This is a genomic window from Rhizobium sp. AN68, from assembly GCF_030758035.1.
Taxonomy (GTDB): Bacteria; Pseudomonadota; Alphaproteobacteria; order Rhizobiales; family Rhizobiaceae; genus Agrobacterium; species Agrobacterium tumefaciens.
This window is the reverse complement of record NZ_JARWMI010000003.1, coordinates 2488568-2513587: the sequence shown is the minus strand read 5'-3', so window position 1 is coordinate 2513587 and position 25020 is coordinate 2488568. Positions and strand designations below refer to the sequence as shown.

Here is a 25020-nt window from a genome sequence, read left to right as displayed (position 1 = left end):
GGCATCCGGGGTTCGAAGCATACTAAAACTCCGCCCATTCGGGCGCAGCATTTCCGTGAGACCTTGCCGTTGCGTATCGCGGCTGTGGTGCTGTCAGCCTCGTTATTGCAGCGGGTCTTTTATTGATCTGCTGGGCGGATGATATCTGTCCTTCGCGCGATATTCTAAACTGCCGCAACAATTCGTGCAGGTTGTCCGCTTCATTGGCGAGGCCGTGGCTGGCGGCAGTGGTTTCTTCCACCATGGCGGCGTTCTTCTGAGTCGCCTGATCCATAACGTTGACGGCTTGGTTGATTTCTCTCAGACCGTTGGCCTGTTCGCGCGAGGCCTCGACGATGGCCGAGACGTTGGCATCGATTTCGCCCATTTGCGATTGAATATCCCGCAGCGCACCGCCGGTTCTGCCAACCAGATCGACGCCATTGGCGACCTGTTCGCGGGAGGTGTTGATGAGGGACTTGATTTCCTTGGCAGCAACGGCGGATCGTTGCGCGAGTTCCCGCACCTCTTGGGCGACCACAGCGAAACCCTTGCCCGCTTCACCGGCACGGGCAGCTTCCACGCCGGCATTCAGCGCCAGAAGATTGGTCTGGAATGCGATGTCGTCAATGACGCCGATGATGTTGGTGATTTCACCGGAGGAGCGCGAAATCGCGTCCATAGCGGAAATTGCCTGCTGAACGACTTCACCGGAATGTTCGGCATGTTCTCTCGTGCGCAACACCAGTTTCCCGGCCTCGCCGGCGCGCTGGCTCGCATCGGTCACGGTGGTGGTGATTTGCTCCAGCGCCGCTGCTGTTTCTTCCAGCGAGGCCGCCTGCTGTTCGGTTCGCTGCGAGAGCTGATCGGCGGCTATGCGGATTTCACCCGAGCCGGATGCGATTGTCGAGGCATTGTGAGCGATCGTCTGCATGGTGGACTGAAGTTTGCCGACCACGCCGTTGAAGTCCTGGCGCAATTTCTCCATGCTGGGCACGAAGCTGCTATCGAGGCGCTGCACCAGGTCACCCTCGGCCAGTGCCTGCAAGGCATCGGCGAGAAGGGTGATGGCGCTCATACGCGGCGTCACGTCGGTTGCGAATTTCACAACCTTCACCACCTTGCCTGTCTCATCCAATACCGGGTTGTAAGCGGCCTGGATCCATATCTCCTTGCCGTTCTTTCCATAACGAACAAATTCGTCTGAGATGAATTCTCCGGATGCCAGCCGCGGCCAGAAATTGGCATAGGCTGGCGATGCTGCATAGGCCGGATCGCAGAACATACGGTGGTGCCGGCCTTCGATTTCCTTGAGGTCGTAGTTGACAGTGGCGCAGAAATTCGGATTGGCGGTAATGATCGTACCATCCGGCAAAAATTCGATGGTGGCCTGGGAGCGTGAAAGCGCTTCGAGTTTGCCAGCATCTTCTACAGCCTTGATCTTCTTGGCTGTGATGTCGGTCGCTATCTTGACAACCTTATAGGGTTTGCCTGACCTGAAGACGGGGTTGTAGGAGGCCTCGATCCATATGGTCGATCCATCCTTGCGTATGCGGCGATATTCCTTGCCCTGAAATTCGCCGCGCGCAAGAGATTCCCAGAATTCCTGGTATGCGTGCGATGCGACAAATTCCCGGTCGCAGAAGATACGATGATGCTTGCCGACGATCTCTGCGAGATCATAGCCCAGCGTCACACAGAAATTGCTGTTTGCCGTAAGAATATTGCCTTTAAGATCGAATTCTATGACTGCCTGCGATCTGGATATCGCATCGAGCATATTTCGATTGTCTGCGCTTTTCCCTAACCCCAGCATTAACGTCCCCCAAATAGCGGCCTCGGCGCGCGCTGCCGCACAGGAGGTGTGGTCGGCGCCGTATCATGTTGAACAACGAACAGGTTCTGCCGCCAAAGGCAGCAATGCAGGCACTTGCGACTTGTCAGCCTCGGTCAGGTATCGGAACCCGCGTGATGTGATGTAGGCGCGATACTGTTCGTCGGCTTTTAATATTAGATATCTATAATATTAAAATGTTCTTATTTAATAAAAGAGACGGTCATGAAAACAAAAACCGCCGGGCAGGTGCTCCGGCGGTTTGGTTCAATGGTCAATAGTCTCGTATTTGAGCCTTTGTTCTTAGGTTGCCTAAGAACGCGAACCGGCCGTCATGCAAAGGAATTGCAACGATCAGGCGGCGAGATCTTCCGCTTCGGTTCCCTTGAACATCTTTGCAAGGTTCAGGAAGCAGATCATGCCATGTTCGTTGGCAATGATGCCTTCGGAGTAGGACTTGTCGAAAGAGGCCGAGATTTCCGGAACCGGCTGGACCTGATTTGCCGGGATCGTCAGAATGTCCGAAACGCGATCGACGAGCATGCCGATGACCATGTTGTGCACTTCGGCCACCACGATGGCGCTTCTTTCATTTGCGACGGTGCTTTTCATTCCGAGTTTGTGTGCGAGATCGATGATCGGAATAACCGAACCGCGCAGGTTCATGACGCCGATGACGTCTTTCGGCGCGTGGGGAATGGGCGTTGAAGGCGCCCAGCCGCGAATTTCGCGGATAGTCGTCGTCTTCACGCAGAATTCCTGATCATGCAGGCGGAATGCGATGATTTCGAGCGTCTCGCCGCCAAAGTTGGTAGAGTTTATCATTGCCATCAGAATTCTTCCCAATGCTCGCTGTGGAGGCCAGCGCAAGTGCACCGACACTTGCATATGCGAATTTGGCGTTCTGCCTGGTGCCTGAACAGCCGGAAACAATATTTTCCGCCTTCAATGGAAGATTCGTAGCATGAGATGGTTTCGCAAACCTAAATGCGAAGACTTCAATATTCTTTCTCGTAAAATATACCGGCTGCACCTTCGCCATTACCGCCCGCTTCACCGCGCAGCTTCACGCCGCGCCCGACATCGAGGTTGATGATGGCCTTTGCGCCGGAATCGCCGCTTTGCTGCAGTTCGAGATAGGTTCGCTCGTTGAGATATTTGCCGGCGGAAACGCGGGCCTGGCCTTCCGAATCCGTCGAGATGTCGAGATCGTCGACACCGAGATTGCTTCGGAGCTTGTCGAACAACGAGGTGGAGCGCCCACCGGCAAGCTGGGCTGCCGCATCCGCCAGCCGCGCGATCTGCAAGGCCGAGAGCTTGGACATGGATTGGCCGAAGATCAGCTGTGCCATAACCTCATCCTGCGGCAAAGCCGGGGTTGAGGAGAAGGCGAATGTCGGGTCGTTGGCATTGCCGGAAACCGCAACGGTGATGGTGGCGGAACCAGCGGTGGACTGCGCCTCCATATCCAGAACCGGCACGAGGCCGCCGCCGAAGGTTATCTTGCCCGTATTGAAATCGAGACGGCGGGTGAGAATTTCGAGCCGTCCACGGCGCATTTCAAAACCGCCGGAGATGACGGGAACAGCCGCCGTACCGCGAATGGTCAGATTGCCGGTCAGTTCTGCGTCGATGCCGCGTCCGCGCACGAAGATGCCGCTCGGTGCGTTTATCTGAAGATCGAGATTGATGGTCGATGAACTACCACTGCCGCCCTGATCGTTGCCGAGTGCCTTTACCTGCGCCCGCACCTGCGGCGGGGCGTTCTTGTGCTTGACGTCGATTTCCGTCAGCGAGGCTGGAAGTTTCTCCGGGATGGTGATGGCGCTTCTGTCCAGCGTCAGCTTGCCGCCAAGCACGGGCGAATTCAGAAGCGGACCCTTCAGCGTCAGCGTGCCGCTCACGATGGTCGTCACCAGCGTGCCATCATTGTAACCGGCGCGGTCCAACGTGATCGTGATGTCGGCTGGAAAGCCCGAGCCGCCCGTTATACCGACGCTACCCGTTCCCGAGATCGTTCCACCGCCGGCAAGCTTTCCCGTCAGCCGGGAGATGACGGCGCGATCACGATCGAAGGTGACCGTTGCTGCCAGCCCGTTGACCGTGAGGTTACGGCGCACATCGGTCAGGCGCGTACCATCGGTTGTGATGCTGCCGGTAACGACAGGCGCGGAAGCGCTGCCGGAAATCTTCACATCGATGGCGGCGGTGCCGTCCACATCGAGGCCCTGTGCTGCGGTTTGTGCGGCAACGGCGGAGAAGGGCAACCTCCCGGAAAAGGCCATGGAAAGCGGACGGTTACCGGCAATGCCGAGGGAGCCGCCGCCCGAAAGCGACATGCCGCCCTGACCGGTTACATTCGTATCGATCTGCAGGGTGCCGCCGGCGAAACGGCCGTTTGCCTTGATGCCGAGCGCTGCAAGCCCTGCCGCACGCGTCTGGGCAACCTCGGCATTCGTCCAGTTCAGATTATAATCGACCGCCGGGTCTGAAGCCGTGCCCTTGGCGCTGACCGTCCCGGATATACTCCCCGCCGCATCCAGCCCGGTGGCGAAGGCATTTGCGAGGTTCGCGGGAAGCGAGCGGATATTGGCGGTGATGTCGAGTGTCGAACCTGCCGTGCCGTTTACCTCGACGCGCCCGTCGCCGGTGATGATAGTCAGACCGGAGATGCGGGCCGTGCCGTTCTCGATCGCAATTGTACTCGGCTTTTCAAGCCGTACGGCAATGCCCTTGGGGGCGGCCGAGAAGGCATCGAGCCGCACGGTCATCGGCGATCCTGCGGTATTGGCACTGCCCTTTACCACGAGCGGCGCATTGTCGTAGCGTCCGTAGACATCGAAGTTGGTGGTCGTGCCGGAATGGCCAATGGTTGCATTCAGCGCCGAAATCGCCGCGGTGCCAGCATTGACGCTGTCGGCGCTGACCTTGCCGTTGATGGCGAGCGCCTGAAGGTCGTCAATGGAGATATCGGCAGCGAGCTTCGAAATAACCGTTGTGCCCTGGCGGATACTGCCGCCATTCGCCTTTATCGTCGCGGCAATCCGGCCGTTATCGTTACTGAGTACGATGTCGCCGGCAATATCGCCATCTGCCTGTTGCGCGGCAAGTGCCGCCAGCAGGGCCAAGTCCGGGAAATTGAACGACAGATTGCCAGATGGCAGGAATTGTTGCGAAAATTGCAGCTTGCCGTTCAAGATGTTGCGACCCACTGCCACATGAAGCTCGGGTATTGCCGTGCCGTTTTCTGTCTGCACCACATTGGCGTTGGCGTCGATCTTCTGCCGGTCGAGGCTGCCGCTGGCGGTCAGTTTTGCCTGCGGTGCGGCCGGATCGGCCTTGCCTGCGGCATTGACCTTCAGGGCTTCAAGCTTCCGTCCGGCAAGAGTGGCACTTTCGGAGCTTAAGGTGACATTGAAGTCGGGCGCGGCAAGCGCGCCGCTGGCTTCAATTGCAAAATCGGCAACGCCCTTTGCCTGTGGCGTCAGTTTTTCGAGAGCGGGAAACTTGCCCGTCAGATTGGCGCTCAACACGTCGTCTTCGAGACTGACATCACCTGTCGCTTCAATTGTTCCGGATTTGACCACGAGGTTCTGAACGCTTGTGCGCCCGCCAATGATCAGGTCGATATCGCCCTGCAAAGCTATGGTGGTATCGAATTTTTCCGCCAGCGCTGGCGGCAGGGTGGCGGGCAACGCGAAGAGCTGCACGCTGGATGTCAGGCGATTGTTGGCGAGGTCGAAACTGCCGTTCAGCGTTCCGCCGACACTGGCGCTCTCCAGCGTCGCGCCGTCAAAGCCGATGGTCGACGAGGTGAGGCTGACCGGCGCCTTGATGGTGACCGGCGCACGCACCAGCCGATCGATATCCGGGCTGACGAAGGACGATTGCGCCACGGAGAGAATGGTGTCGATGGTGCCGCTGCGATCGGCAATGTTGAGATTGCCGCTCCTGGCCGTCAGCTTGACATCATCAAGCCTACCCTGTGGGAGGGAAAGGCTGCGCAACGATGCCGTGGTGTTGAGATGAGCGGCATCAGCGTTGCCTTTCAGGGAAAGATCAATGCCATTGACGAGGGCCTGGATCTCGCCATTGTTCAGCGGCCAGCGGAAATCCACTGGCCCGGCGGTGCCGATGAGGTTGGCACTAAGATCGTTCTGGCCGTTCGGATCCACGGTGCCCGAGGCCGTCAGCAGCAATGTGCCGGTTTCCAGCGTGCTGCTGCCGATTTCGATGCGGCCCTGTGGTGAGAGCGTGGCGTTTGCATCAAGTTTCGTCTCGCCGGCAAAAAGCTGTCGGAAAGCGGGGGGCAGAAGCAGATCGGGCTGGCCGCCGCCTGCGACCTCGATACGCCGCGTGCCGTCTTCTCCAAGTAGATGGTGGCCGGTGACGTTGAGCACGGGGTTGCCGGCGACGTTGCCGCGCAGAGTGCCGGTCCAGTCAGAAAGCGGACCTTCACCGTTCACATCGATCGCCACGGCGGGTGTGCCCGGAAGCGAGAGCAGCGTGGCCAGAAGCCCGCCCTCGGGCTCCTTCATTTCCGCTTTCAACTTCAAGACATTTTCATTCGGCAGAAACGCGATGTCCGCATTGATGGCAGCTTCCGGCGTGCTCTGCCGGTGGGCGGTGAGCGATAGCCTGATATCGTCCTGCGCGGCCTTGAGATTGCCCTCGGCGGTCAGCTCGAAGTCGCGGCCAAGAAGAGATTGTCCGAGGCTAATATCGGGGAAATTGAAACTGTCGATGCCGATTTCAATCGGCAGGGACGAACTGCCGGAGCTTTTGGTCGATGTTTGCTCAGCGGGAAGCGGTTTGCGATCGACATCAATCGATCCGGCCGACACCCGGTCGGCGTGGAAGGTTCCGGCAAGAAGCGAGAGCGGCGACCAGTCAACGGCGATCTGGTTCACGCGGGCGTAAGGTCCCTGCCGATCCGAAAGGGTGACATTGTCGAGCCGCAGGCGACCGGTCAAAAGACCGCTGGGTGGAGAGATTTCGATTGTCTGGTCGGGCGTGGAAACGAGCGATGAAATCTGCTTTGCGGCAATTCTTGCACCCATCGGGGTAAGACCGACGAACAGAACCGCAAGCAACACCAGCACCACGCCGCAAAGAGCAGCGTAGCCCAGCCATTTCAGCAATCGAATCAACGTTGTCATCAAGCGTAATCTACACTCTGTTGCTAGGGTGTTCGATGGCGGCGTTTAAAAAGACTGGCCGATGCCAGCATAAATGCCGAAATTGTTGCCACCATCATATTTTTCAAGCGGCATGGCGACATCAAGACGCAAAGGCCCAAAGGGCGTTGCGTAACGCAAACCAATACCGGCGCCAGCCCGGATATCGGAGAAATCAGGGGTCACGCTGTCGGATACCACACCCGCATCGATAAAGGGCACGATTCCGATCGTATCGGTGACCTTGATACGGGCTTCGATGGAGCCAACCACGTAAGAGCGGCCGCCAGTTGCATCACCGGCTGCATTATAGGGCGATATTTCCTGGTAGCTATAGCCGCGGACGGATCCGCCGCCGCCGGCATAAAAGCGCCTTGTGGTCGGTATGTCCTGCAGATTGCTGCCGCCGACGAGCACGCCGCCGGAAAGCTTTCCGGCCATGATCAAGCGATCTTCGGCGCCGAGTCCCTTATAACCCGAAATAGAGCCTTCAAAGGAGGAAAAGAAAGTGCCGTTCAGCGCTTCGTAGCTGGGCTTGGCGGCCACCGATGCACGAAAGCCTTCAGTGGGGTTGAGCTTGTCGTCGCGCGTATCGCGAACGAATTCCAGCGGTATGGAGGTGGTCAGATATTTGTTCTTGCCGAATGCGTCTTCGGTATCTGCCCACTGCACCTCGAGACCGGCGGCTGCGGTATCGGTGTCGTTCAGCTCATAACTGAAACCGGCGGCTCCCGTTATGGTCTTGGCCTCATAGGTATCGGGATGTTCGGTCTTGGCGATCAGGCTGGTCTTGAATGTGGTGCGCGGGTTGAACATTCCGGGCTTTGTGAAGGTGATGCCCGCCGAATAGTCCATGCCTTCGACGCTCGATGCTTCGGCGATGCGTGAAACCGAACCCTCGATCCGCAGCGATTCCGCCTGCCCGAACAGGTTCCTGTGGCCCCAATACCCCTGGAGGCCAATGCCTTCCGTGGTGGAATATTGTGCGCCGACGCCGAAATAACGGTGCTTGCCCTCTGACACCTCGATGGTGAGCGGAATGGAGCCATCGCGTGACAGCGTTCCTGCTTCCTTGATTGTCAGGCTGGAAAAGACCCCGAGCTGGCGTAGCCGATCTGCGGCCTTGCGCAGTTTTTCCGGCGAGTAGGGTTCGCCGCCATTGAGGCGCGAATAACGGCGGATGAAGTCGCCGTCGACGGTTTTTTCGCCGGTGACGGTGACCGCGCCGAGGGGTGCCACAGGGCCACCTTCGGCAGCCATGGTAATATCGACCGTGTTCGTCGCGTGGTTTGCAACGGCCTCGCGTTTCGTCAGCTTCGCAAGCGGGCGGCCTTCGGCTTTCAGATCGTCGATCAGCTTGTTGCCAGCGCGGATGATTGCCAGAGATCCGGCATCGCCGCCGGTGACGAGACCGTATTCTTCAAGGTTGCGGCCCGTCACATCGCCCTCGAGCCTGATATTGCCGAGCGTGAAGACAGGGCCGGGGGTGACGGTTATGATCACAGGCACCGGAGCGGAGTGATCGAAGACCGGATTGGGTGGCAGATCGTCCACATCCTTGCCGGCGACCGTGACCTTGACGATGCCGCCATATCGGGCGTTTTCGTAAAGCGCTGCGATCAGCCTGTCCCTGTCATCACGTGCCTTGATCAGAAGGCCGAGATCGCCGGAGGCCGGTTTGTCCTTGTCGGCCAGAAGAAGCGAGCTGTTTTCCAGGCTGCCTTTGAGAGATTTGTCTGCATCGGCAGCATTCAGCGTCACGGCATATTTGACCGGATTTATAACTTCGATCTCCGGTTCTTCCGAACCCCAGAGACGCACGCCGAACAGCTTGAAAGCAAAGGCATCGCGAGTAAACGCCGGGTACAGGGCGAACGTAACGGCAACCGCAAGAGCGGTGCCAGCTTTCCGATACGCAATACCTGTCTTCGGGTTAGTCCGTGTTCTTCGCATAAGCTGCTTTATGGTTGAGCATTTATTATGGCTCTGACCCGTTTCCTGTCCGTTAACAGTGCAGTTTAATCATAAATAAACGGCGTTGAGGACCCTTCGGACTGTGTTTTGCCCGCCTTAACGCAAAAAGCCCCGGATGACCGGGGCTTCTGTGCAACGGTATCTCGTGCAACTATTAACGGCAACGCGCCGTGTAACGCTGACCGTACTGGTCGCGATAATAGCAATAGCCCGGTTCGGATGCATTGCCGATCAACGCGCCGCCAACGCCACCGATCGCCGCGCCCACTGCCGCGCCACGAACGTTGCCCGTGATAGCGCCGCCCAGGACCGCACCGGAAACGGCACCGATCGAAGCACCCTTTTCAGTCTGCGTGCAGCTTGCAAGCGACAGGCCGACCAGCGCAAATATGATTGCCTTTTTCATGAAACTCTCTCCAACGTTACAATGAGCTCTTCGGCTCGGTAGGCGTCCCATATTTATCTGCGGCGACTGCTACCTCCGACCGCCACAGATAACTAACAATTCGATACCGTTTAGGGAAGCCTCCTCTTTCAGGCGTTCTTCCGCGCGTAAATCGATTGCGTCCCAAACAACGGCGCCGTTTGAAAAAGGTTCCAAATTTCCGGGTTTTTTGATGTGAATCAATTTTGTACTTTTCATCGGCGTCTATAAACGGTTTATTGGAATGGTTCAAAACAACGGCGAATTGACGCAGACGTGGTTAAAGCAGCTCGCAAGGGTTGACGGTCCCGGTGTCGAGGCAGAAAACGATCTGGTCAATTCTGGAGCATGGCATGGACTTCGAGGCATTTTTTACGACGGAACTGCAGAGCCTGCATTCTGAGGGACGCTATCGCGTTTTTGCGGATATCGAACGCCAGCAGGGCAATTTTCCCCGCGCGACACGGTACAACGCCAATGGCGAGCGCAAGGACGTAACCGTCTGGTGTTCCAACGATTATCTGGGCATGGGCCAGAACCCCAAAGTCATCGAAGCCATGAAAGCCGCCATCGATCACTGTGGCGCGGGTGCGGGAGGCACCCGGAACATTTCTGGGACCAACCATCATCACGTCCTGCTGGAACAGGAACTTGCCGATCTGCACGGCAAGGAATCGGCGCTGATCTTCACGTCGGGTTACGTTTCCAACTGGGCGACACTCGGCACACTTGGCCAGAAAATTCCGGGCCTCATCATTTTCTCCGATGCGCTCAACCATGCCTCGATGATCGAAGGCATCCGTTACGGCCGTTGCGAGCGGGTGATCTGGAAACATAATGATCTCGAAGATCTCGAGGCGAAGCTCAAGGCAGCCGATCCAAGCGCGCCGAAGCTCATCGCCTTTGAATCCGTCTATTCGATGGATGGCGATATCGCCCCGATCAAGGAAATCTGCGATCTTGCCGATCGTTATGGCGCCATGACCTATCTCGACGAAGTCCATGCCGTTGGCATGTACGGACCGCGCGGCGGCGGCATTGCCGAGCGCGAAGGCCTGATGGATCGCCTGACGATCATCGAAGGAACGCTCGGCAAGGCTTTCGGCGTGATGGGCGGTTATATTGCCGGGTCCACGGCGGTCTGTGATTTTATCCGTTCTTTTGCCTCCGGTTTCATCTTCACGACGGCCCTGCCGCCGTCGCTCGCTGCCGGCGCAATCGCCTCGATCCAGCATCTGAAGGCAAGCCCCTTTGAGCGCGCCCGCCATCAGGACCGGGTGCGCAAGCTGCGGGGGCTTCTGGATGCACGCGGCATTCCGCATATGGACAATCCCAGCCATATCGTACCGGTCATGGTGGGCGATGCCGCCAAGTGCAAATGGATTTCGGATATCCTGCTCGACAATCACGGCGTCTATGTGCAGCCGATCAACTATCCGACCGTGCCGCGCAAGACCGAGCGTCTGCGCATCACGCCGACACCGCTGCACACCGATGCCGACATCGAACAGTTGGTCGGCGCGTTGCACCAGCTCTGGTCACATTGTGCGCTGGCGCGGGCGGTGGCTTAAGGCCGCAGTTCAAACAAGAGAAAATCTGGCCGCGTTTACGCGGCCTTTTCTTTGCTGGCGATCAGTTCCCGCGCGTGGGTGCGGGCTTCCCCGTCCGCCGAAAATACGTCTTCGATGCTGTTGGCTGATCGGCCGTCATGCATGCGGTCCATGACCGTTTCGACGATTTCGGCCATATCGAGAAAACCGATGCCGCCTTCGACGAAGGCGTGAAAGGCGGTTTCTTCGGCGGCATTCAGGGCCGCGCCCTGCAAGCCTCCGCGCTCCAGCGCCGTGCGCGCCAATCGGAGTGCTGGAAACCGGGTTTCATCAGGCGCTTCGAAATCGAGCCGCGCCAGCTTGGCAAAATCAAGGCGCTCGACATTGAGATTGCCGCGCTCAGGGTAGGTGAGGGCATAAGAGATGGCGGTGCGCATATCGGGCGAGCCGAGCTGGGCGATATAGGAGCCATCCGTGTAACCCACCATCGAATGTATGATCGACTGCGGATGGACGATCACTTCGACCTGCTCGGGCCTGAGATCGAAGAGATATTTCGCCTCGATCATTTCCAGGCCCTTATTGAACATGGAGGCGCTGCCGATCGATACCTTCAACCCCATAGACCAGTTGGGATGGGCACGGGCGATATCTGCCGTGACATTGGCCATCTGCTCACGCGACCAGGTGCGAAAGGGTCCGCCGGATGCGGTGAGTACGATGCGCTCCACGGCCTGTTTGTGATCGCCCGTCAGGCACTGGAAGATCGCGCTATGTTCGCTATCGACCGGGATCAACCTGCCGCCGCCCTGTTTGACCGTGCGCAGGAAAACATCGCCTGCGGAAACGAGGCATTCCTTGTTGGCAAGCGCTATGTCTGCGCCGCGCCGTGCGGCTGTCAATGTCGGGGCAAGACCAGGTGTTCCGGCAATAGCTGCCATTACCCAGCCGGCCTCCATCGAGGCCGCTTCTTCGAGGCCGGATTTGCCCGCCGCAACTTCAATGCCGGTGCCGGCAAGGGCCGCTTTCAGCGCTTCGTATTTGCCATCCTCGGCGGTTACCGCAAGCTGCGCGCCGAATTCACGCGCCTGTTGCGCCAGAAGATCGATGTTTCCGGCGCCGGTGAGCGCCAAAACCTCGAATTGTCTGCGACCACCCAGCTGACGGACGACATCCAGTGTGTTCGTACCGATCGAACCCGTCGAACCCAATATCGTCAGCCTGCGTGGCATTTCACTGGTATCTGTCATCTTCCGTCCGTCGGTCGTTTCCGGTTGCCCGAAACCGATGCATAGTTTCTGGCGACATGCACTAGCCTCTACTCGTGAAAACCGGTCATAACAAGGACACAGCCGGGCTATTGTTTTTGCGGATGGCAAAGCCATATGCAAGAAAAACGATGAGAGAATATTGATGCGACGTTTTCTGGTTTCCAGCGGTTGGATTTTTGCGGCAAGCCTTGTGCTGGTTCTGGTCTTTATTCCTTTCGACCCACGCCTTTCGGAACATGCTCAAGCCCTGCCGGGAAGGATAGTTTCCTTCAATCGCTCCATTACCGATTTCGGTACGTTCAGCTGGATGCTTTATTCCACCGGCGCTCTTGCCATCCTCGCCTATGTCGGCGCGCGGGTCCTGCAGGCGCGGACCTACGCCGGGCGGCTGAGAACGGCATGGCGGCTTCTCGCTTACTTCTTCCTGACGATCGGAACGGCGAGCATATTGGTCCACACGCTGAAATTCCTGATCGGGCGGGCGCGGCCGGAGCTTTTTCTGGAACTGGGTGCCTATAGCCTCACGCCTTTTACCGGTGACAATCTTTATGAGAGCTTCCCGTCAGGCCATTCGACGGCTGCCGGAGCGTTTTTCGGTGTTTTCGCCATGCTGATGCCGCGCTTCCGCTGGGCGTTCCTGCTGCTTGCGCTTGTCATTGGTGTTTCACGCGTCATCGTCGGCGCGCATTATCCAAGCGATGTGGCCGCCGGGCTGTTGCTTGGCATGTGGACGGCCATGGCCTTCGCCTTTATCTTTGCCCGGTCCGAAATGCTTTTCCGTTTCGATGCACATGGTTGGCCACAGCCGAAAAATGCAAACCTGCCGCCGGCGGATGCACGATAGAGACGTTTAACGGATAGGGGGGCGGTGATGGAAGAAGCGAAAGTCGTGCCGGAGAGTGACGGCAGGGCCGTTCAGCACATCCGCACGTCCGTTGTCGTGGCCGGTGGCGGGCCGGCCGGCCTGATGCTCGGCCTTTTGCTTGCCCGCAGCGGTATAGACGTAACGGTTGTCGAGAAACATGGAGATTTTCTGCGCGATTTTCGCGGCGACACCATTCACCCCTCCACGCTTGAACTGATGGAGCAGTTGGGTTTCGCCGAGGAGTTCCTGAGCCTCCCGCATACGCGTGCGCCACGGCTGAACGCAGTCATCGGCGGCGAGCGTATCACGATCGCGGATTTTTCGCGGCTGCCGGTCCATCATCGTTTCATTGCCTTCATGCCGCAATGGGATTTTCTCAATTTTATCGTCGGCAAGGCCGGGCAATATGAGAATTTTCGGCTGCTGATGAATGCGCCGGTAACCGGCCTGATCGAGCGCGACGGGCGTGTTGGTGGCCTCATGGTCAATACGCCGGAAGGCGCAATCGAGATCGCCGCTGATCTGGTGGTGGGCGCGGATGGCCGCAACTCCATCGTCCGCGAGGCGGCGGGGCTTGAAGTACAGCGCTTCGGCATCCCGACCGAGGTGCTTTGGATGCGCCTTTCGAGACAGCCGGGTGATCCGGCCGACACCATGGGCCATGCGGGTTCGCGGCAGGGTTTCGTGATGATCAACCGCGGTGACTACTGGCAATGCGGGTACGTGGTGCGCAAGGGCTTTTTCGCTGACATGAAGATTGAGGGACTTGAAGCCTTCAGGAACCGGGTTGCGGAAATCTGCCCTTTCCCGCGCGAGAGGCTCGACGAAATTACGAGCTGGGATGACGTGCATCTGCTCACCGTCCGTATCGATCGGTTGAAGCGCTGGTGGAAGCCCGGCCTGATCTGCATCGGCGATGCGGCCCATGCCATGTCGCCCGTCGGCGGTGTCGGCATCAATCTTGCCATTCAGGATGCGGTTGCTGCGGCCAATGTTCTGGTGCCGGTATTCACATCCGGCCGGACCATTGCCGATGATGACCTCGCTGCCATAGAGAGACGGCGATCCTTTCCAACCAAGGCCACGCAATTCTTGCAGCGGATGATGCGTGTCGGTCGCAAGAAAGAGCAGGCGGAAACGGCGGAAAAGCCGAAAGGCCCACCCGCCATCGTGCGGGCGATCATGCGGTTTCCACTTTTTGCCCATCTGACCGGCAGGTTGGTGGGGTTGGGCTTTCGTCGGGAAAAGATCGAGACGGTGTGACACGGCTTAAACCGCATTCACGATTTCCTTCGCATATTTCAGCCCGATAACGGCGGAACCGATGAGCCCCGGCTCGATCCGGCAAATGGCAGGCACGACGAGCGGCCTGTCGAAGCGCCTGAGAATGCGGCCTCTGACGGCTTCGTCCAGAGCTGTCACGAGTTCCCTTGAATTCGAAAGCCCGCCGCCGACGGGCACGATGGTTGCGCCGGTGACATTGATCACCATCGCCAGCGGTGAGGCGAGAATATCAATGAGTACATCGATGGTTCTTGCGGCTTGCGCATCGCCTGCCTGCCAGGCGGCAATAATATCCTCACTGGTCATATCCTTCCCGTGAAGATGCAGATGCAGCTTTTCCATGCCGCGCGCGCTGCCGATCGCGTCGACACAGCCGGTAAGGCCGCAACCGCATTCGAATCGCGGCAGCGATACCGGTGGATTGCCGGCCAATGTCGCGGCCACTGGCCCATGTCCCCACTCGCCAGCGAAGCCGCCGTCGCTGTTGATGAGCTTGCCGTCAATCACCAGCCCGCCGCCGACACCTGTTCCAAGGATAACGCCGAAGACGACGCGATGTCCTTGTCCGGAGCCGATTTCCGATTCGGCGATCACGAAACAATCCGCATCGTTCGAAACGATAACAGGAAGGTTCAGGGCTTTTTCCAGATCGTCTTTTAACGTTCTGCGGTGAATGCTGGGAATATTGGCGACTGTCGCCTTTCCCGTATCAAGATCGATGACGCCCGCGATCGACAGTGATACGCAGTCGGGTGTGCCGCCGCTGTTGTCGATGACGGATTTCAAGCCGGCAGCGAAGTCTTCAAAGCTGGTTTTGGGCGTTGGTATACGCGGTACGGGGCGAATATCGTCCGGGGCATTGGCAATCGCGCCCTTGATGGTCGTTCCGCCGATATCGAAACAAACGATCATGGTTCAGACTCCGGAACGTGTGGCATCGTAGATTTTTTCTCCGCCAATCCATGTTGAATGCATCTGGAGGTCTGGTGTCAGCATCACGAAATCAGCATCGAAACCGGCCAGGAGTTTTCCCTTGCCGGAGGCGCCGATTGCCTGCGCGGGATAGGCGGATGCCATTCGCAAAGCTTCTTCCAGCGGCATTTCCATCTTCTCACGCATGAAGCGGATGCAGGAGAGTATGTCTATATCCGCTCCCGCCAGCGTGCCGTCGGCCAATGTTAGCCGTCCACCGTTGCGATAGACGCGCCGGCCGTTCAGTTCGAAACCGTCATCATCCGTGCCGATGGTGGACATGGCGTCGGTGACAAGGAAGATGCGGGCCGGGCCATTCTTGGCGCGCAGCGCAATGCCGATTGCGGCCGGATCGACATGGAATCCGTCGGCTATAAGCCCGCAATGCAACTTGCCGTTCGAAAGTGCGGCCCCGACCAGCCCCGGCTCGCGGTGGCCAAGCGGGCTCATGGCATTGAAGAGATGCGTCACCATGGAAGCGCCTGCATCAGCATAGGCCGTCGCAACATCGAGACCGGTGTCGGTATGGCCGAGGCTGACGACGATGCCGGCGTCGCTGAGTGCTGCAACCTGCTCGACAGTAACATTTTCCGGGGCAATGGTTGTCAGCACGAAGGGGAGTTCCGCCCTGCAGCCGGTCAGGACCGCGAGGTCGTCTGTCTCCATCTTGCGGATCAACGCCGGATCATGCGTGCCCTTGCGCGCGACGGAAAGATGCGGCCCCTCGAAATGCAGGCCGAGGAAACCGGCCACATGCTCCTTGCCCGCGGCAATCCCCGCCTGCGCCGCCCTGAAAGTCACGTCCGACCGGTCGGTGATGAGCGTCACCATCAAAGCCGTCGTGCCGAACTGGGCGTGGGCGGAGCAGATGCGGGCAATGCCAGCCACATCCGGCTGGTTGTTGAACATGACGCCGCCACCGCCATTGACCTGAAGGTCGATGAAGCCCGGCGCGATCAATAGTCCATCTGTATCGATCACTTCGGCGTCGGCAGGCACGCTGTCCAGGACAGCGGCAACGCGCCCTTCGCGGATCAGGAGCACCTTGTCATCATGCCATTCGGCGCCATCGAAAATGCGGGCGCCGACAAATGCCTTTATGCCGCTCATTGGGTTTCAGTCACCTTTTTCAATGCCACTGGAGCATCCGGGTTGAAGCCTCTTGCGCGCGACAATTGCTCGATGAAGCCGTAAAACGGTGCGATAAGCAGCAATGCATCGGTCAGGGGATGGTTGGTTTCCACGAAGGGCAAGGGCTTGGCCGGGCTACCCTTGGCGGATGTGACGAAAACATTGGCGCCTTTGTGGGCAAGGCTTGCGGCAATATCCGTAACGGAGGTCTCGGCGCGGTCGCGCGCGGCAAAGGCGATTACCGGAAATTTCGGTGCGACCAGCGAAACCGGGCCGTGCATGACTTCTGCCGACGAATAGGCTTCCGCGTGCAGCTCGCAGGTTTCCTTGCATTTCAGCGCGGCTTCCGCGGCAATCGCAAGGGCGGGGCCGCGGCCCAGCATATAAAGTGAATCCTCACCCTTTACAGCCTCGCCAATATGGCTCCAGTCAAGCGCGATCGCCTTGGCGAAATTCTGCGGCAGGGTGCTGACGGCCTTCGCGAGCAGGCTGTCTTCCGTCCATTCGGCAAGTATGGCCAGACCGGCGACAATGGAGTTGACGAAAGACTTGGTTGCGGCAACTGCCTTTTCCGGTCCCGCCTGGATGTCGATGGCGTGATTGGCTGCGTCTCCAAGGGGGGAGGGCAGGGTGTTCACGAGGGAGAAGGTAAGCGCTCCGCCCTTGCGGGCACTTTCCGCCAACGCGACGATGTCAGGGCTTTTGCCCGATTGCGATACGGCGAAGGCTGCCGCCCGTTCCAGCCGCAGTTTCGTCTGGTAGATCGAGGCGAGCGAAGGGCCGAGCGAGGCGACTGGAAGCCCCGTCTGTAACTCGATCGCGTATTTCAGGAAATGCGCGGCGTGATCGGACGATCCGCGGGCAATGGTGACGATAACGGCCGGGTCACGGGCTTTCAGCTTGTCTCCGGCCTGCCGGAAGTCGGCACTGGTATTGTCCAGCAGACGGGCGACGGCATCGGGAATCTCGTTGATTTCCTGGCGCATCAGGGTTGTCATCGTTTTCTGTCCTTGGTCGATGTGTTTCAGTCGGAGGTCATCGTCAGTTCGGCGACGAGGTCGTAGGCGTCGCTGCGATAAAGGGCGCGCGATATTTCCATGAGGCGGCCGCTTTCGAGATAGGCCATGCGCTGGACGGAAAGTGCAGCAGACCCGGGGGGAACTCCAAGCAGCATCGTTTCCTCATCCGTAAGGTTGCGCGCGGAGATGCGCTGGATGGCGCGGACGGGGCGAATATCGCTTTTCGCAAGCTCCTGATAAAGCGAGTTTTCCACCAGCTGTGGGTCCGGCAGAATATCGCCCGGCAGGCTCGTGACTTCGAGCGCGATCGGCTGGTCGTTGGCAAGGCGCAGTCGCGTCAACCGGGCAACCATGGCGGATTGGGAAAGGCCGAGAGCCATCATCTCGTCACCGGTCGGGTAAAACAGGCCTCTTTCAAGCCAGCGCGTGCTCGCCACCATTCCCCGGCGGCGCATATCCTCTGTAAACGAGGTAAGCTTGGTCAACGGCTGCTGCATACGGGTGATGGGTTTGACGACAAAGGTGCCCGACCCATGCCTGCGCACGAGAAGTCCGTCGCGAACGAGATCGTCCACAGCCTTGCGCACCGTGACGCGGCTGACGCAGGCGCTTTCGGCAATGTCGCGCTCTGGCGGCAGGGCATCGCCATGTTTGAGGCGGCCGCCATTGATGGCGTCTTCAATCGTCTGACGCAGTTTCAGGTAAAGCGGGCCGCCGCCTCCCGATTGCAGGTCGTCCAGATTAAGCGCTGCCCCGTTCATCCATAACCTCTGTCACAATCGATGTGGCGAATTCCGGCTATACCATATGCGTCACAATCGGCAATACCAAAATAGAACCATTAGTGGATTTGTACGATTAATCGGTGGTTTTTTCGATCATTTGCCGAATAATAAGGCCTCTTGCTTGAAATTTCCGCATTAACCAAAAAAAATTTCCGGCAATTGGAATTGCTATAGACGATTGGCATTTTTTTGGTATTGTTTTTGTATCAGTGGCTGACGGCGCTCTGTCTTGCGCCTGTCTCCGCTGGGGAAATCGGTCTCCGGTCCTCACGGGGATTTGCGAGATCGAATTTAACTTGACCGTTATGAAAATTAATTTCATCGTGGCGGAAAATTATCGCAGATATCAGAATAACCAGCACAGAAATGGTTGCCTCTGCGAAAATGAATTACGAATGAACAGGGAACAAAGTTCATGAAGGTGGGAATTATCGGACTCGGATTCCGTCTCGGTTATCTGGGCTACGTTTTTCACGAGATCGACAAGGATTTCGAGATCGTCGGTTATGTCGATCCTGCCCCGGCCGGTCTGCCGGGTCTTGAGGAAAAGGGCATTTCGGCTGGCAAGGCCTATGACAGCCCCGAGGCGCTGATTGCCGGCGAGACATTCGACCTTTTGATGATCGGCTCACCGAACCATATGCATCTGGAGCATATCCGCATCGGGCTTGAAGCCGGTTGCACCATCTTCTCGGAAAAACCCATCGTCGTCAGCATCGAGGAAAGCCTCGAACTCGCCCGGTTGCTCAACAAGCATGGACATGAGCGGCTGCTGGTCGGTCTGGTCCTGCGTTACTCGCCGCTTTACCGCGATCTGCGCGCCGCGCAGGCCGAAGGCAAGTTGGGTGACGTCGTCTCCATCGAGGCTTCGGAACATATCCCGCCCTATCATGGTGCGTTCTTCATGCGCGACTGGCGGCGTTACGAGAACTATTCCGGCTCCTTCATGCTGGAAAAATGCTGCCACGACCTCGATCTCTATAATGGCGTGGTGGGTGCCCGGCCGCGTTTCGTGTCGAGCTTTGGCGGGCGCAAGAGCTTCACGCCTGCAAATGCTCCGCAAAATGACGGCATCAACGACATGGAAGTCTACCATCGCAAGCCGAGCGGCTGGATGGGTTCCGACAAGGTTTTCGACAGCGACGGCGATATCATCGACTACCAGACCGCGATCGTCGAATATGAAAATGGCGCATCGCTCGCCTTCCATACCAATCTGAACGTTCCCGACGATTTCCGCCGTTTCTGCGTCATCGGCGCCAAGGGCATGGCCGAGGGCGATTTTGTGCGCGGCTTCCTGAACGTGCACAATGCCCGCACCAACGAAAAGACCGTTGCCAAGACCTATTCGGCGGCAACCGTGCTCTCCCAGCATTATGGCGCGGATGAGCAGATGGCCGAGGACGTGATCAACCATGTCGTCAAGGGGACGCCCCTGCCGGTTTCCGCGCTCGATGCGATCGAGGCCGGTATTCTGGCGCTCGCCATGGACGAGGCGCGCCATGGCCGCAAGGTGGTCGATCTCAAGCCGGTGTGGGAGGAATATGATCTGGCACTCCACGGGCAGTTGAAGTCGCCCGCCGTGAAATCGGCTTAAGGGGGCGCTGCGATGGATGCGAAACGCAGCGCGGTCATCTTTGCCTGGCTTCTTCTTTTGCCGGCGCTTTTATACATCACTGTTATTGTTGCTTATCCGCTCGTCGATACCTTCATCCTGTCCTTCACGGACGCGTCGTTGAAAAAGACGACGAACTGGGTGGGTTTCATCAATTACGAGAAGATCTTCAACGAGACTTTCGCCGGGGTCATCACGCGGACCTTTATCTGGACGTTCTTTTCCGTCTCGATAAAGATGATCATCGGCACCTTCGGTGCGGTGTTGCTGAATTCGGCCGTTCCCGGTCGGGCCCTGTTTCGCATCCTGACGATGCCGCCATGGATCGTGCCGATGGCTATCGGCATCTTCATGTGGGGCTGGATGTATAACGGCCAGTTCGGCATGATTTCCGGTGTTCTCCAGAATCTTGGCCTGGTGGACGGCCCAGCCGCCTTCCTCGCCTATGGCAGCACGGCTTTCTGGGCGACCATCATCACCGACGTATGGATCGGCGTGCCGATGGTGACGCTTTATCTGCTGGCGGCAATTCAGGCCATTCCGCAAGATCTTTACGAGGCAGCCTGGACCGACGGCGCCAGCCGCACCTACCGCTTCCGCCGCATCACGTTGCCGCTGATGCTGCCGGCCATGATTACCATGTCGATGATCTCGCTGATTTCGACCTTCAATTCCTTCGACATCATCTGGATCCTGACACAGGGCGGACCGACGGGCCAGACGACGACCATGATCATCGACACCTACAAGACGGCGATCGGTTCCTACAAATACGGTGAGGGCGCTGCGCGTGCAGTGCTGATCTGCATCTTCCTGTCCATATTCACCTACTTCTACTTCCGTATCACCAGCCGTATCTCGCAGGAGACCAGCCGATGACCGACAAAAATGCGATGATCAACCGTTACAGATGGTATGAGATCGTCGGGATTTATTGCGGCATCGCCGTATTCCTGACCTTCGTGCTGGCGCCTTTTGTCGAAGGGTTTCTGGTTTCGCTGAAACCGCTCAGCCTGCTTTTTTCGTCACCGTATAAGTTTTGGCCGGAAAACGGCTCCTTCGAAGCTTATCGGACCATGTGGGTCAGCGTTCCCGGCTTTGCCCGCTATGTCTTCAACTCCTTCTTCATCTCGACGATATCGACGATCATCGTTCTGCTTCTGGTGGTGCCGGCGTCCTATGCTTTCGCGCGGTTCCAGTTTCGCGGTCGCGGGCAATTGCTCGGCGCGTTTCTGGCGATCAACATGTTCTCCGGTGCGGTGCTTCTGATCCCGCTTTATCGGCTGATGCGCAATATGGGCGTGCTGAACACCTATCTGGCGATGATCATTCCCGGCGCCGCCTTTTTGATCCCCACTGCCATCTGGCTTTTGCGAACCTACATGCTGCGTATTCCGCGCGAACTGGAAGAGGCGGCCTATGTGGACGGCGCGAGCTATTTCTATACCTTCCGCCGGGTGATCCTGCCGCTTGCGATGCCTGGCATCGCCGTCGTGTCCATCACCACCTTCATCGGTGCTTATGCGCAGCAGTTCATCTTCGCGCTCACTTTCAATTCCAAGACCGAATATATGCCGCTGCCCATCGGCCTGTTTGCCTATTTCGGTCGTCAGGAAGTCGTCTGGAATGAGTTGATGGCGGCCAGCTTCGTCGGCATTGCGCCGGCCATGGTCGTCATCTTCTTCATGCAACGCTATCTCGTCAGCGGGCTTACCGCCGGCGCGGTGAAATAATCAACAATAGGAACGACCACCAGAAAACGGGAGACTATCTATGGCACTGAAACATTACGGATTGGCGCTTTGCGCCTTCGCATTTGCCGGTTCTACTGCCCTTGGCACGGTGGCGGCACACGCCGCCGACAAGGAGATCAGCTGGATCTATTGCGGCGACAAGATGGACCCCATCCATGAAAAATACATCAAGGAATGGGAAGGCAAGAATGCCGGCTGGAAGGTCGTTCCTGAAGTCGTCGGCTGGGCGCAGTGCCAGGACAAGGCAACCACGCTCGCGGCCGCCGGCACTCCGGTCGCCATGGCCTATGTCGGTTCGCGCACGCTGAAGCAGTTCGCACAGAACGACCTCATCGTTCCGGTGCCGATGACCGAAGACGAAAAGAAGACCTATTACCCTAACATCGTCGACACGGTTACCTTCGAGGATACGCAGTGGGGCGTGCCTGTCGCCTTCTCGACCAAGGCGCTCTATTGGAACAAGGACCTCTTCAAGCAGGCCGGTCTCGATCCGGAAGTGCCGCCGAAGACCTGGGCTGAAGAGATCGCCTTTGCCAAGCAGATCAAGGAAAAGACCGGCGTCGCCGGTTATGGCCTGCCCGCCAAGACCTTCGACAACACCATGCACCAGTTCATGCACTGGGTTTACACCAATAACGGCAAGGTCATCGACGGCGACAAGATTACCGTCGACAGCCCGCAGGTTCTTGCAGCTCTGAAGGCCTACAAGGACATCACGCCTTACTCCGTCGAAGGTCCGACGGCCTACGAGCAGAACGAAATCCGCGCCATCTTCCTCGATGGCAAGGTTGGCATGATCCAGGCGGGATCGGGTGCCGCAACTCGCCTGCAGGAAACCAAGATCAACTGGGGTATCGCAACCCTGCCGCTCGGCCCTGAAGCCAAGGGTCCCGGCACGCTGCTCATCACCGACAGCCTCGCGATCTTCAAGGGAACCGGTGTCGAAGAAAAGGCGACCGAGTTCGCCAAGTTCATCACCTCTCCCGGCCCGCAGGGCGAATACGAACTGCAGGGCGGCGCTGGCCTGACCCCGCTTCGTCCGTCGCCGAAGGTTGATGAGTTCATCGCCAAGGACCCCTTCTGGAAGCCGCTGATCGACGGTATCGCCTATGGCGGTCCCGGAGCCGCTCTTCACTGACTACAAGGGCTTCCAGGACACGATGATTGAGATGGTGCAGTCTGTCGTTACCGGCAAGGCGACACCGGAAGATGCCGCAAAGAAGGCATCTGCCGCTCTCGAGCAGTATAAGTAATCCACATTTATATGGTTGCGGGCGCAGGTCGCCCGCAACCTCATAATTCGTTGCGAGAATACCCGCCGCTATGACGGCAGGAGCTTCTCGTGTGTTTTAACGGTTCCGATAAGGCGCGATTTTTCCGTGTCGCGGAACGTCTCTGAACGCAGCCTGATGTCGGCTGGTGACGGGAGAGGCAAGTTTTGGGTCAGCTTTATCTCAACAACGTCCGCAAGAACTATGGACATTTCGAAGTCATCAAGGGCGTTCAGCTCGACATCAGGGATGGCGAGTTCGTCGTTTTTGTCGGTCCCTCGGGATGCGGTAAATCCACATTGCTGCGCATGATCGCCGGCCTTGAGGATATTTCCGCCGGCGACATCGTCATCAACGGCGTGAAGGTCAATGACTTGCCGCCGGTTAGACGCGGCATCGCCATGGTGTTCCAGTCCTATGCGCTCTATCCGCATATGACAGTTTTTGAAAACATCGCTTTTCCCCTCCGTGTCGAAAAGATGGAAGAGGGCAAGATCAAGGAAAAGGTCGAGGCCGTCGCCAAGATCCTGCAACTCGACCAGCGCCTGCAGCAGCGTCCCGGCATGTTGTCCGGCGGCCAGCGCCAGCGTGTAGCGATCGGCCGCGCCATCGTTCGCGAGCCGAAGATATTCCTGTTCGACGAGCCGCTTTCCAACCTTGACGCCGCACTTCGCGCCGACATGCGTATCGAGCTCACCAATCTGCATCGGACGCTGAAGGCGACGATGATCTACGTGACGCATGACCAGGTGGAAGCCATGACCATGGCCGACCGCATCGTGGTGCTGAATGCGGGCGAAATCTCCCAGGTCGGCGCGCCGCTGGAACTTTACCACAAGCCCGCAAACCTGTTCGTCGCCGGTTTCATCGGCAATCCGAAAATGAATTTCCTGAAGGTCACCTGCAAATCCGTCAGCGCCGATGGTGTGACCGTGGAGTATGAGGGCCAGACAATCACCGTGCCGGTGGAGCCGCGCGCCGGTCTTGAAGGCACGCAACTGACGCTCGGCATTCGCCCGGAACACACCGGTCTCGAAACGGCCGACCTGAATATCAAGGTCGCGCCCAGCGTTATCGAGCGGCTGGGTGTGAATACGATCGCTTATGGCGTCGCGCCCACGGGTGAAAATTATTGCGCGCTTCTTTCCGGTTCTGCGCCTGTTGTCGTCGATGAAACCATCGTCACCGGTATCAAGGCGTCGGATTGCCATCTGTTTGATGAAAGCGGCACATCGCTCGAACGGCGTGTCGACCTTTCTGTCCTCAAACTGATACAATAAAGGGCGGGAACCGGGCCATGAAATCTGTCTCGCCATGCCCGGTTTTCTGCGACGCTATCGTTTTTCAGCGGTCTTCGTCTTCCAGACGAAAAAGCAACGCCGGGCTTTCGGCCCGGCGTTCAAATCGGTCTGGCAGGTCCTCTGGATCACGGCATGGGATTGGGCATGTATCCGGTGAAACCGCTGATTTTCCAGCGGCCCTCATGCAGTCGGCAATAATAGAGCGTCTGCCATTTCATGATGTCGAAGCTGCCGTCGGCCTTGCGAAGCCCGCCGTCGAACTTCTTGCGAACCAGCGCGGTCTCACCTTCCACTTCGATTTCTTCCAGCGTGGTGGTGGTGAAGATCGCATTGCGCGGGTCTTCAGCGAATTGCTGGGTCTGGAAATCCTGCGCCTGTCGCAGCCATTCGTCGCGATAGGCGTCAAGCGAGGGGAAGGACAGGCGCCAGTTGTCCGGGTTTGCATCCCGGTTGGCGTTGATGCCGAGAAAGCCGTCCTTTACGAAATCATCCGCGACTTTCGACCAGTCGGCAGTGAGGAAGGCGTCGATATCCCGCGTTACCAGCATGTCCCAGATGGAGTGGCGGGCGACGTCTGTTTCGGGAAAAGGGTTTTTGAATGGGTCGCGCATGATTCAGGTCCGTTGTTGAAATTATTTTCAAGATTTGGATATTTCTCTGGCGAAGATTGTTGGCATATGCTCATCTCGCAATCAACAGAGAAAATAATTTTCAAATCAAAGGTGTCCGGCGTGTCGTCAACGGGGCGAAACATGGTCGATTCAGGGGTGTGTACGGTTGACGGGCGTCTCGGATTAGGGTGCATCGGAAACGG

Annotated in this window: 18 protein-coding genes and 1 pseudogene; 8 read left to right on the top strand and 11 right to left on the bottom strand. The window is 58.0% G+C overall.

The features are described from left to right. Positions 1–22 precede the first annotated feature (22 nt). From RBH71_RS25230 to RBH71_RS25210, 5 genes are all read right to left on the bottom strand, one after another. Positions 23–1795: a PAS domain-containing methyl-accepting chemotaxis protein gene (locus RBH71_RS25230; RefSeq protein ID WP_035252390.1), complete on the bottom strand. Its 1773-nt coding sequence runs from the start codon at positions 1793–1795 to the stop codon at positions 23–25. A 372-nt stretch (positions 1796–2167) separates the two neighbouring features. After that, positions 2168–2644: a chemotaxis protein CheW gene (locus tag RBH71_RS25225; protein WP_003504949.1), complete on the bottom strand. Its 477-nt coding sequence runs from the start codon at positions 2642–2644 to the stop codon at positions 2168–2170. A 167-nt stretch (positions 2645–2811) separates the two neighbouring features. Next, positions 2812–6972, bottom strand: coding sequence for a translocation/assembly module TamB domain-containing protein (locus RBH71_RS25220; protein ID WP_003516754.1), 4161 nt, complete (start codon positions 6970–6972; stop codon positions 2812–2814). A gap of 45 nt (positions 6973–7017) precedes the next feature. Continuing rightward, a complete protein-coding gene (locus tag RBH71_RS25215; protein WP_003516755.1) occupies positions 7018–8943 on the bottom strand; it encodes an autotransporter assembly complex protein TamA in 1926 nt (641 codons plus the stop codon). Between the two features lie 175 nt (positions 8944–9118). After that, entirely contained in the window at positions 9119–9370 is a 252-nt protein-coding gene (locus RBH71_RS25210) for a YMGG-like glycine zipper-containing protein (protein WP_003492347.1), read from the bottom strand. A 371-nt stretch (positions 9371–9741) separates the two neighbouring features. Between RBH71_RS25210 and hemA the strand changes: the two genes are divergently transcribed. Continuing rightward, positions 9742–10959: a 5-aminolevulinate synthase gene (gene hemA / locus RBH71_RS25205; protein ID WP_003516756.1), complete on the top strand. Its 1218-nt coding sequence runs from the start codon at positions 9742–9744 to the stop codon at positions 10957–10959. Positions 10960–10994: 35 nt separating this feature from the next. Here hemA and dxr read toward each other — a convergent pair whose 3' ends face one another. After that, complete coding sequence (dxr, locus tag RBH71_RS25200; protein ID WP_003516757.1) at positions 10995–12188, bottom strand: 1-deoxy-D-xylulose-5-phosphate reductoisomerase; 1194 nt, start codon at positions 12186–12188, stop codon at positions 10995–10997. Between the two features lie 163 nt (positions 12189–12351). Between dxr and RBH71_RS25195 the strand changes: the two genes are divergently transcribed. Together RBH71_RS25195 and RBH71_RS25190 are read left to right on the top strand one after the other, a co-directional pair. Continuing rightward, the gene (locus RBH71_RS25195; RefSeq protein ID WP_003516758.1) at positions 12352–13053 is read left to right on the top strand and encodes a phosphatase PAP2 family protein; all 702 of its coding nucleotides are present in this window, start codon (positions 12352–12354) and stop codon (positions 13051–13053) included. A 27-nt stretch (positions 13054–13080) separates the two neighbouring features. After that, entirely contained in the window at positions 13081–14337 is a 1257-nt protein-coding gene (locus RBH71_RS25190) for an FAD-dependent oxidoreductase (protein WP_003516760.1), read from the top strand. Positions 14338–14343: 6 nt separating this feature from the next. Here RBH71_RS25190 and RBH71_RS25185 read toward each other — a convergent pair whose 3' ends face one another. From RBH71_RS25185 to RBH71_RS25170, 4 genes are read right to left on the bottom strand one after another with little or no spacing between them, the layout of a single operon-like run. After that, positions 14344–15270 (bottom strand): ROK family protein, encoded by a 927-nt coding sequence (locus tag RBH71_RS25185; protein WP_003516762.1) that lies wholly within the window; start codon positions 15268–15270, stop codon positions 14344–14346. Positions 15271–15273: 3 nt separating this feature from the next. Beyond that, entirely contained in the window at positions 15274–16440 is a 1167-nt protein-coding gene (gene nagA / locus RBH71_RS25180; RefSeq protein WP_323687544.1) for an N-acetylglucosamine-6-phosphate deacetylase, read from the bottom strand. Next, positions 16437–17459 carry an SIS domain-containing protein gene (locus RBH71_RS25175; protein WP_003516766.1) on the bottom strand — a complete coding sequence of 341 codons (1023 nt, stop codon included), beginning with the start codon at positions 17457–17459 and terminating at the stop codon, positions 16437–16439. The genes nagA and RBH71_RS25175 overlap by 4 nt, the downstream gene beginning before the upstream one ends. A gap of 26 nt (positions 17460–17485) precedes the next feature. Then, on the bottom strand, positions 17486–18241 hold the full coding sequence (locus RBH71_RS25170; protein ID WP_003516768.1) for a GntR family transcriptional regulator: 756 nt from the start codon (positions 18239–18241) through the stop codon (positions 17486–17488). Between the two features lie 439 nt (positions 18242–18680). Here RBH71_RS25170 and RBH71_RS25165 point away from each other — a divergent pair, with 439 nt between their 5' ends. From RBH71_RS25165 to RBH71_RS25145, 5 genes and pseudogenes are all read left to right on the top strand, one after another. Continuing rightward, a complete protein-coding gene (locus RBH71_RS25165; protein ID WP_003516769.1) occupies positions 18681–19862 on the top strand; it encodes a Gfo/Idh/MocA family protein in 1182 nt (393 codons plus the stop codon). Positions 19863–19874: 12 nt separating this feature from the next. Then, the gene (locus RBH71_RS25160) at positions 19875–20759 is read left to right on the top strand and encodes a sugar ABC transporter permease (protein WP_323687543.1); all 885 of its coding nucleotides are present in this window, start codon (positions 19875–19877) and stop codon (positions 20757–20759) included. Next, on the top strand, positions 20756–21613 hold the full coding sequence (locus RBH71_RS25155) for a carbohydrate ABC transporter permease (protein WP_003516772.1): 858 nt from the start codon (positions 20756–20758) through the stop codon (positions 21611–21613). The genes RBH71_RS25160 and RBH71_RS25155 overlap by 4 nt, the downstream gene beginning before the upstream one ends. A gap of 40 nt (positions 21614–21653) precedes the next feature. After that, positions 21654–22887, top strand: a pseudogene (locus RBH71_RS25150) (extracellular solute-binding protein). A gap of 185 nt (positions 22888–23072) precedes the next feature. Then, positions 23073–24185 carry an ABC transporter ATP-binding protein gene (locus tag RBH71_RS25145; RefSeq protein WP_003516776.1) on the top strand — a complete coding sequence of 371 codons (1113 nt, stop codon included), beginning with the start codon at positions 23073–23075 and terminating at the stop codon, positions 24183–24185. 146 nt (positions 24186–24331) lie between these two features. On the opposite strand, the gene RBH71_RS25140 is transcribed toward RBH71_RS25145, so the two are convergent. Next, positions 24332–24817, bottom strand: a complete 486-nt coding sequence (locus tag RBH71_RS25140; protein ID WP_003516778.1) for a hypothetical protein — start codon at positions 24815–24817, stop codon at positions 24332–24334. Positions 24818–25020: the final 203 nt, after the last annotated feature.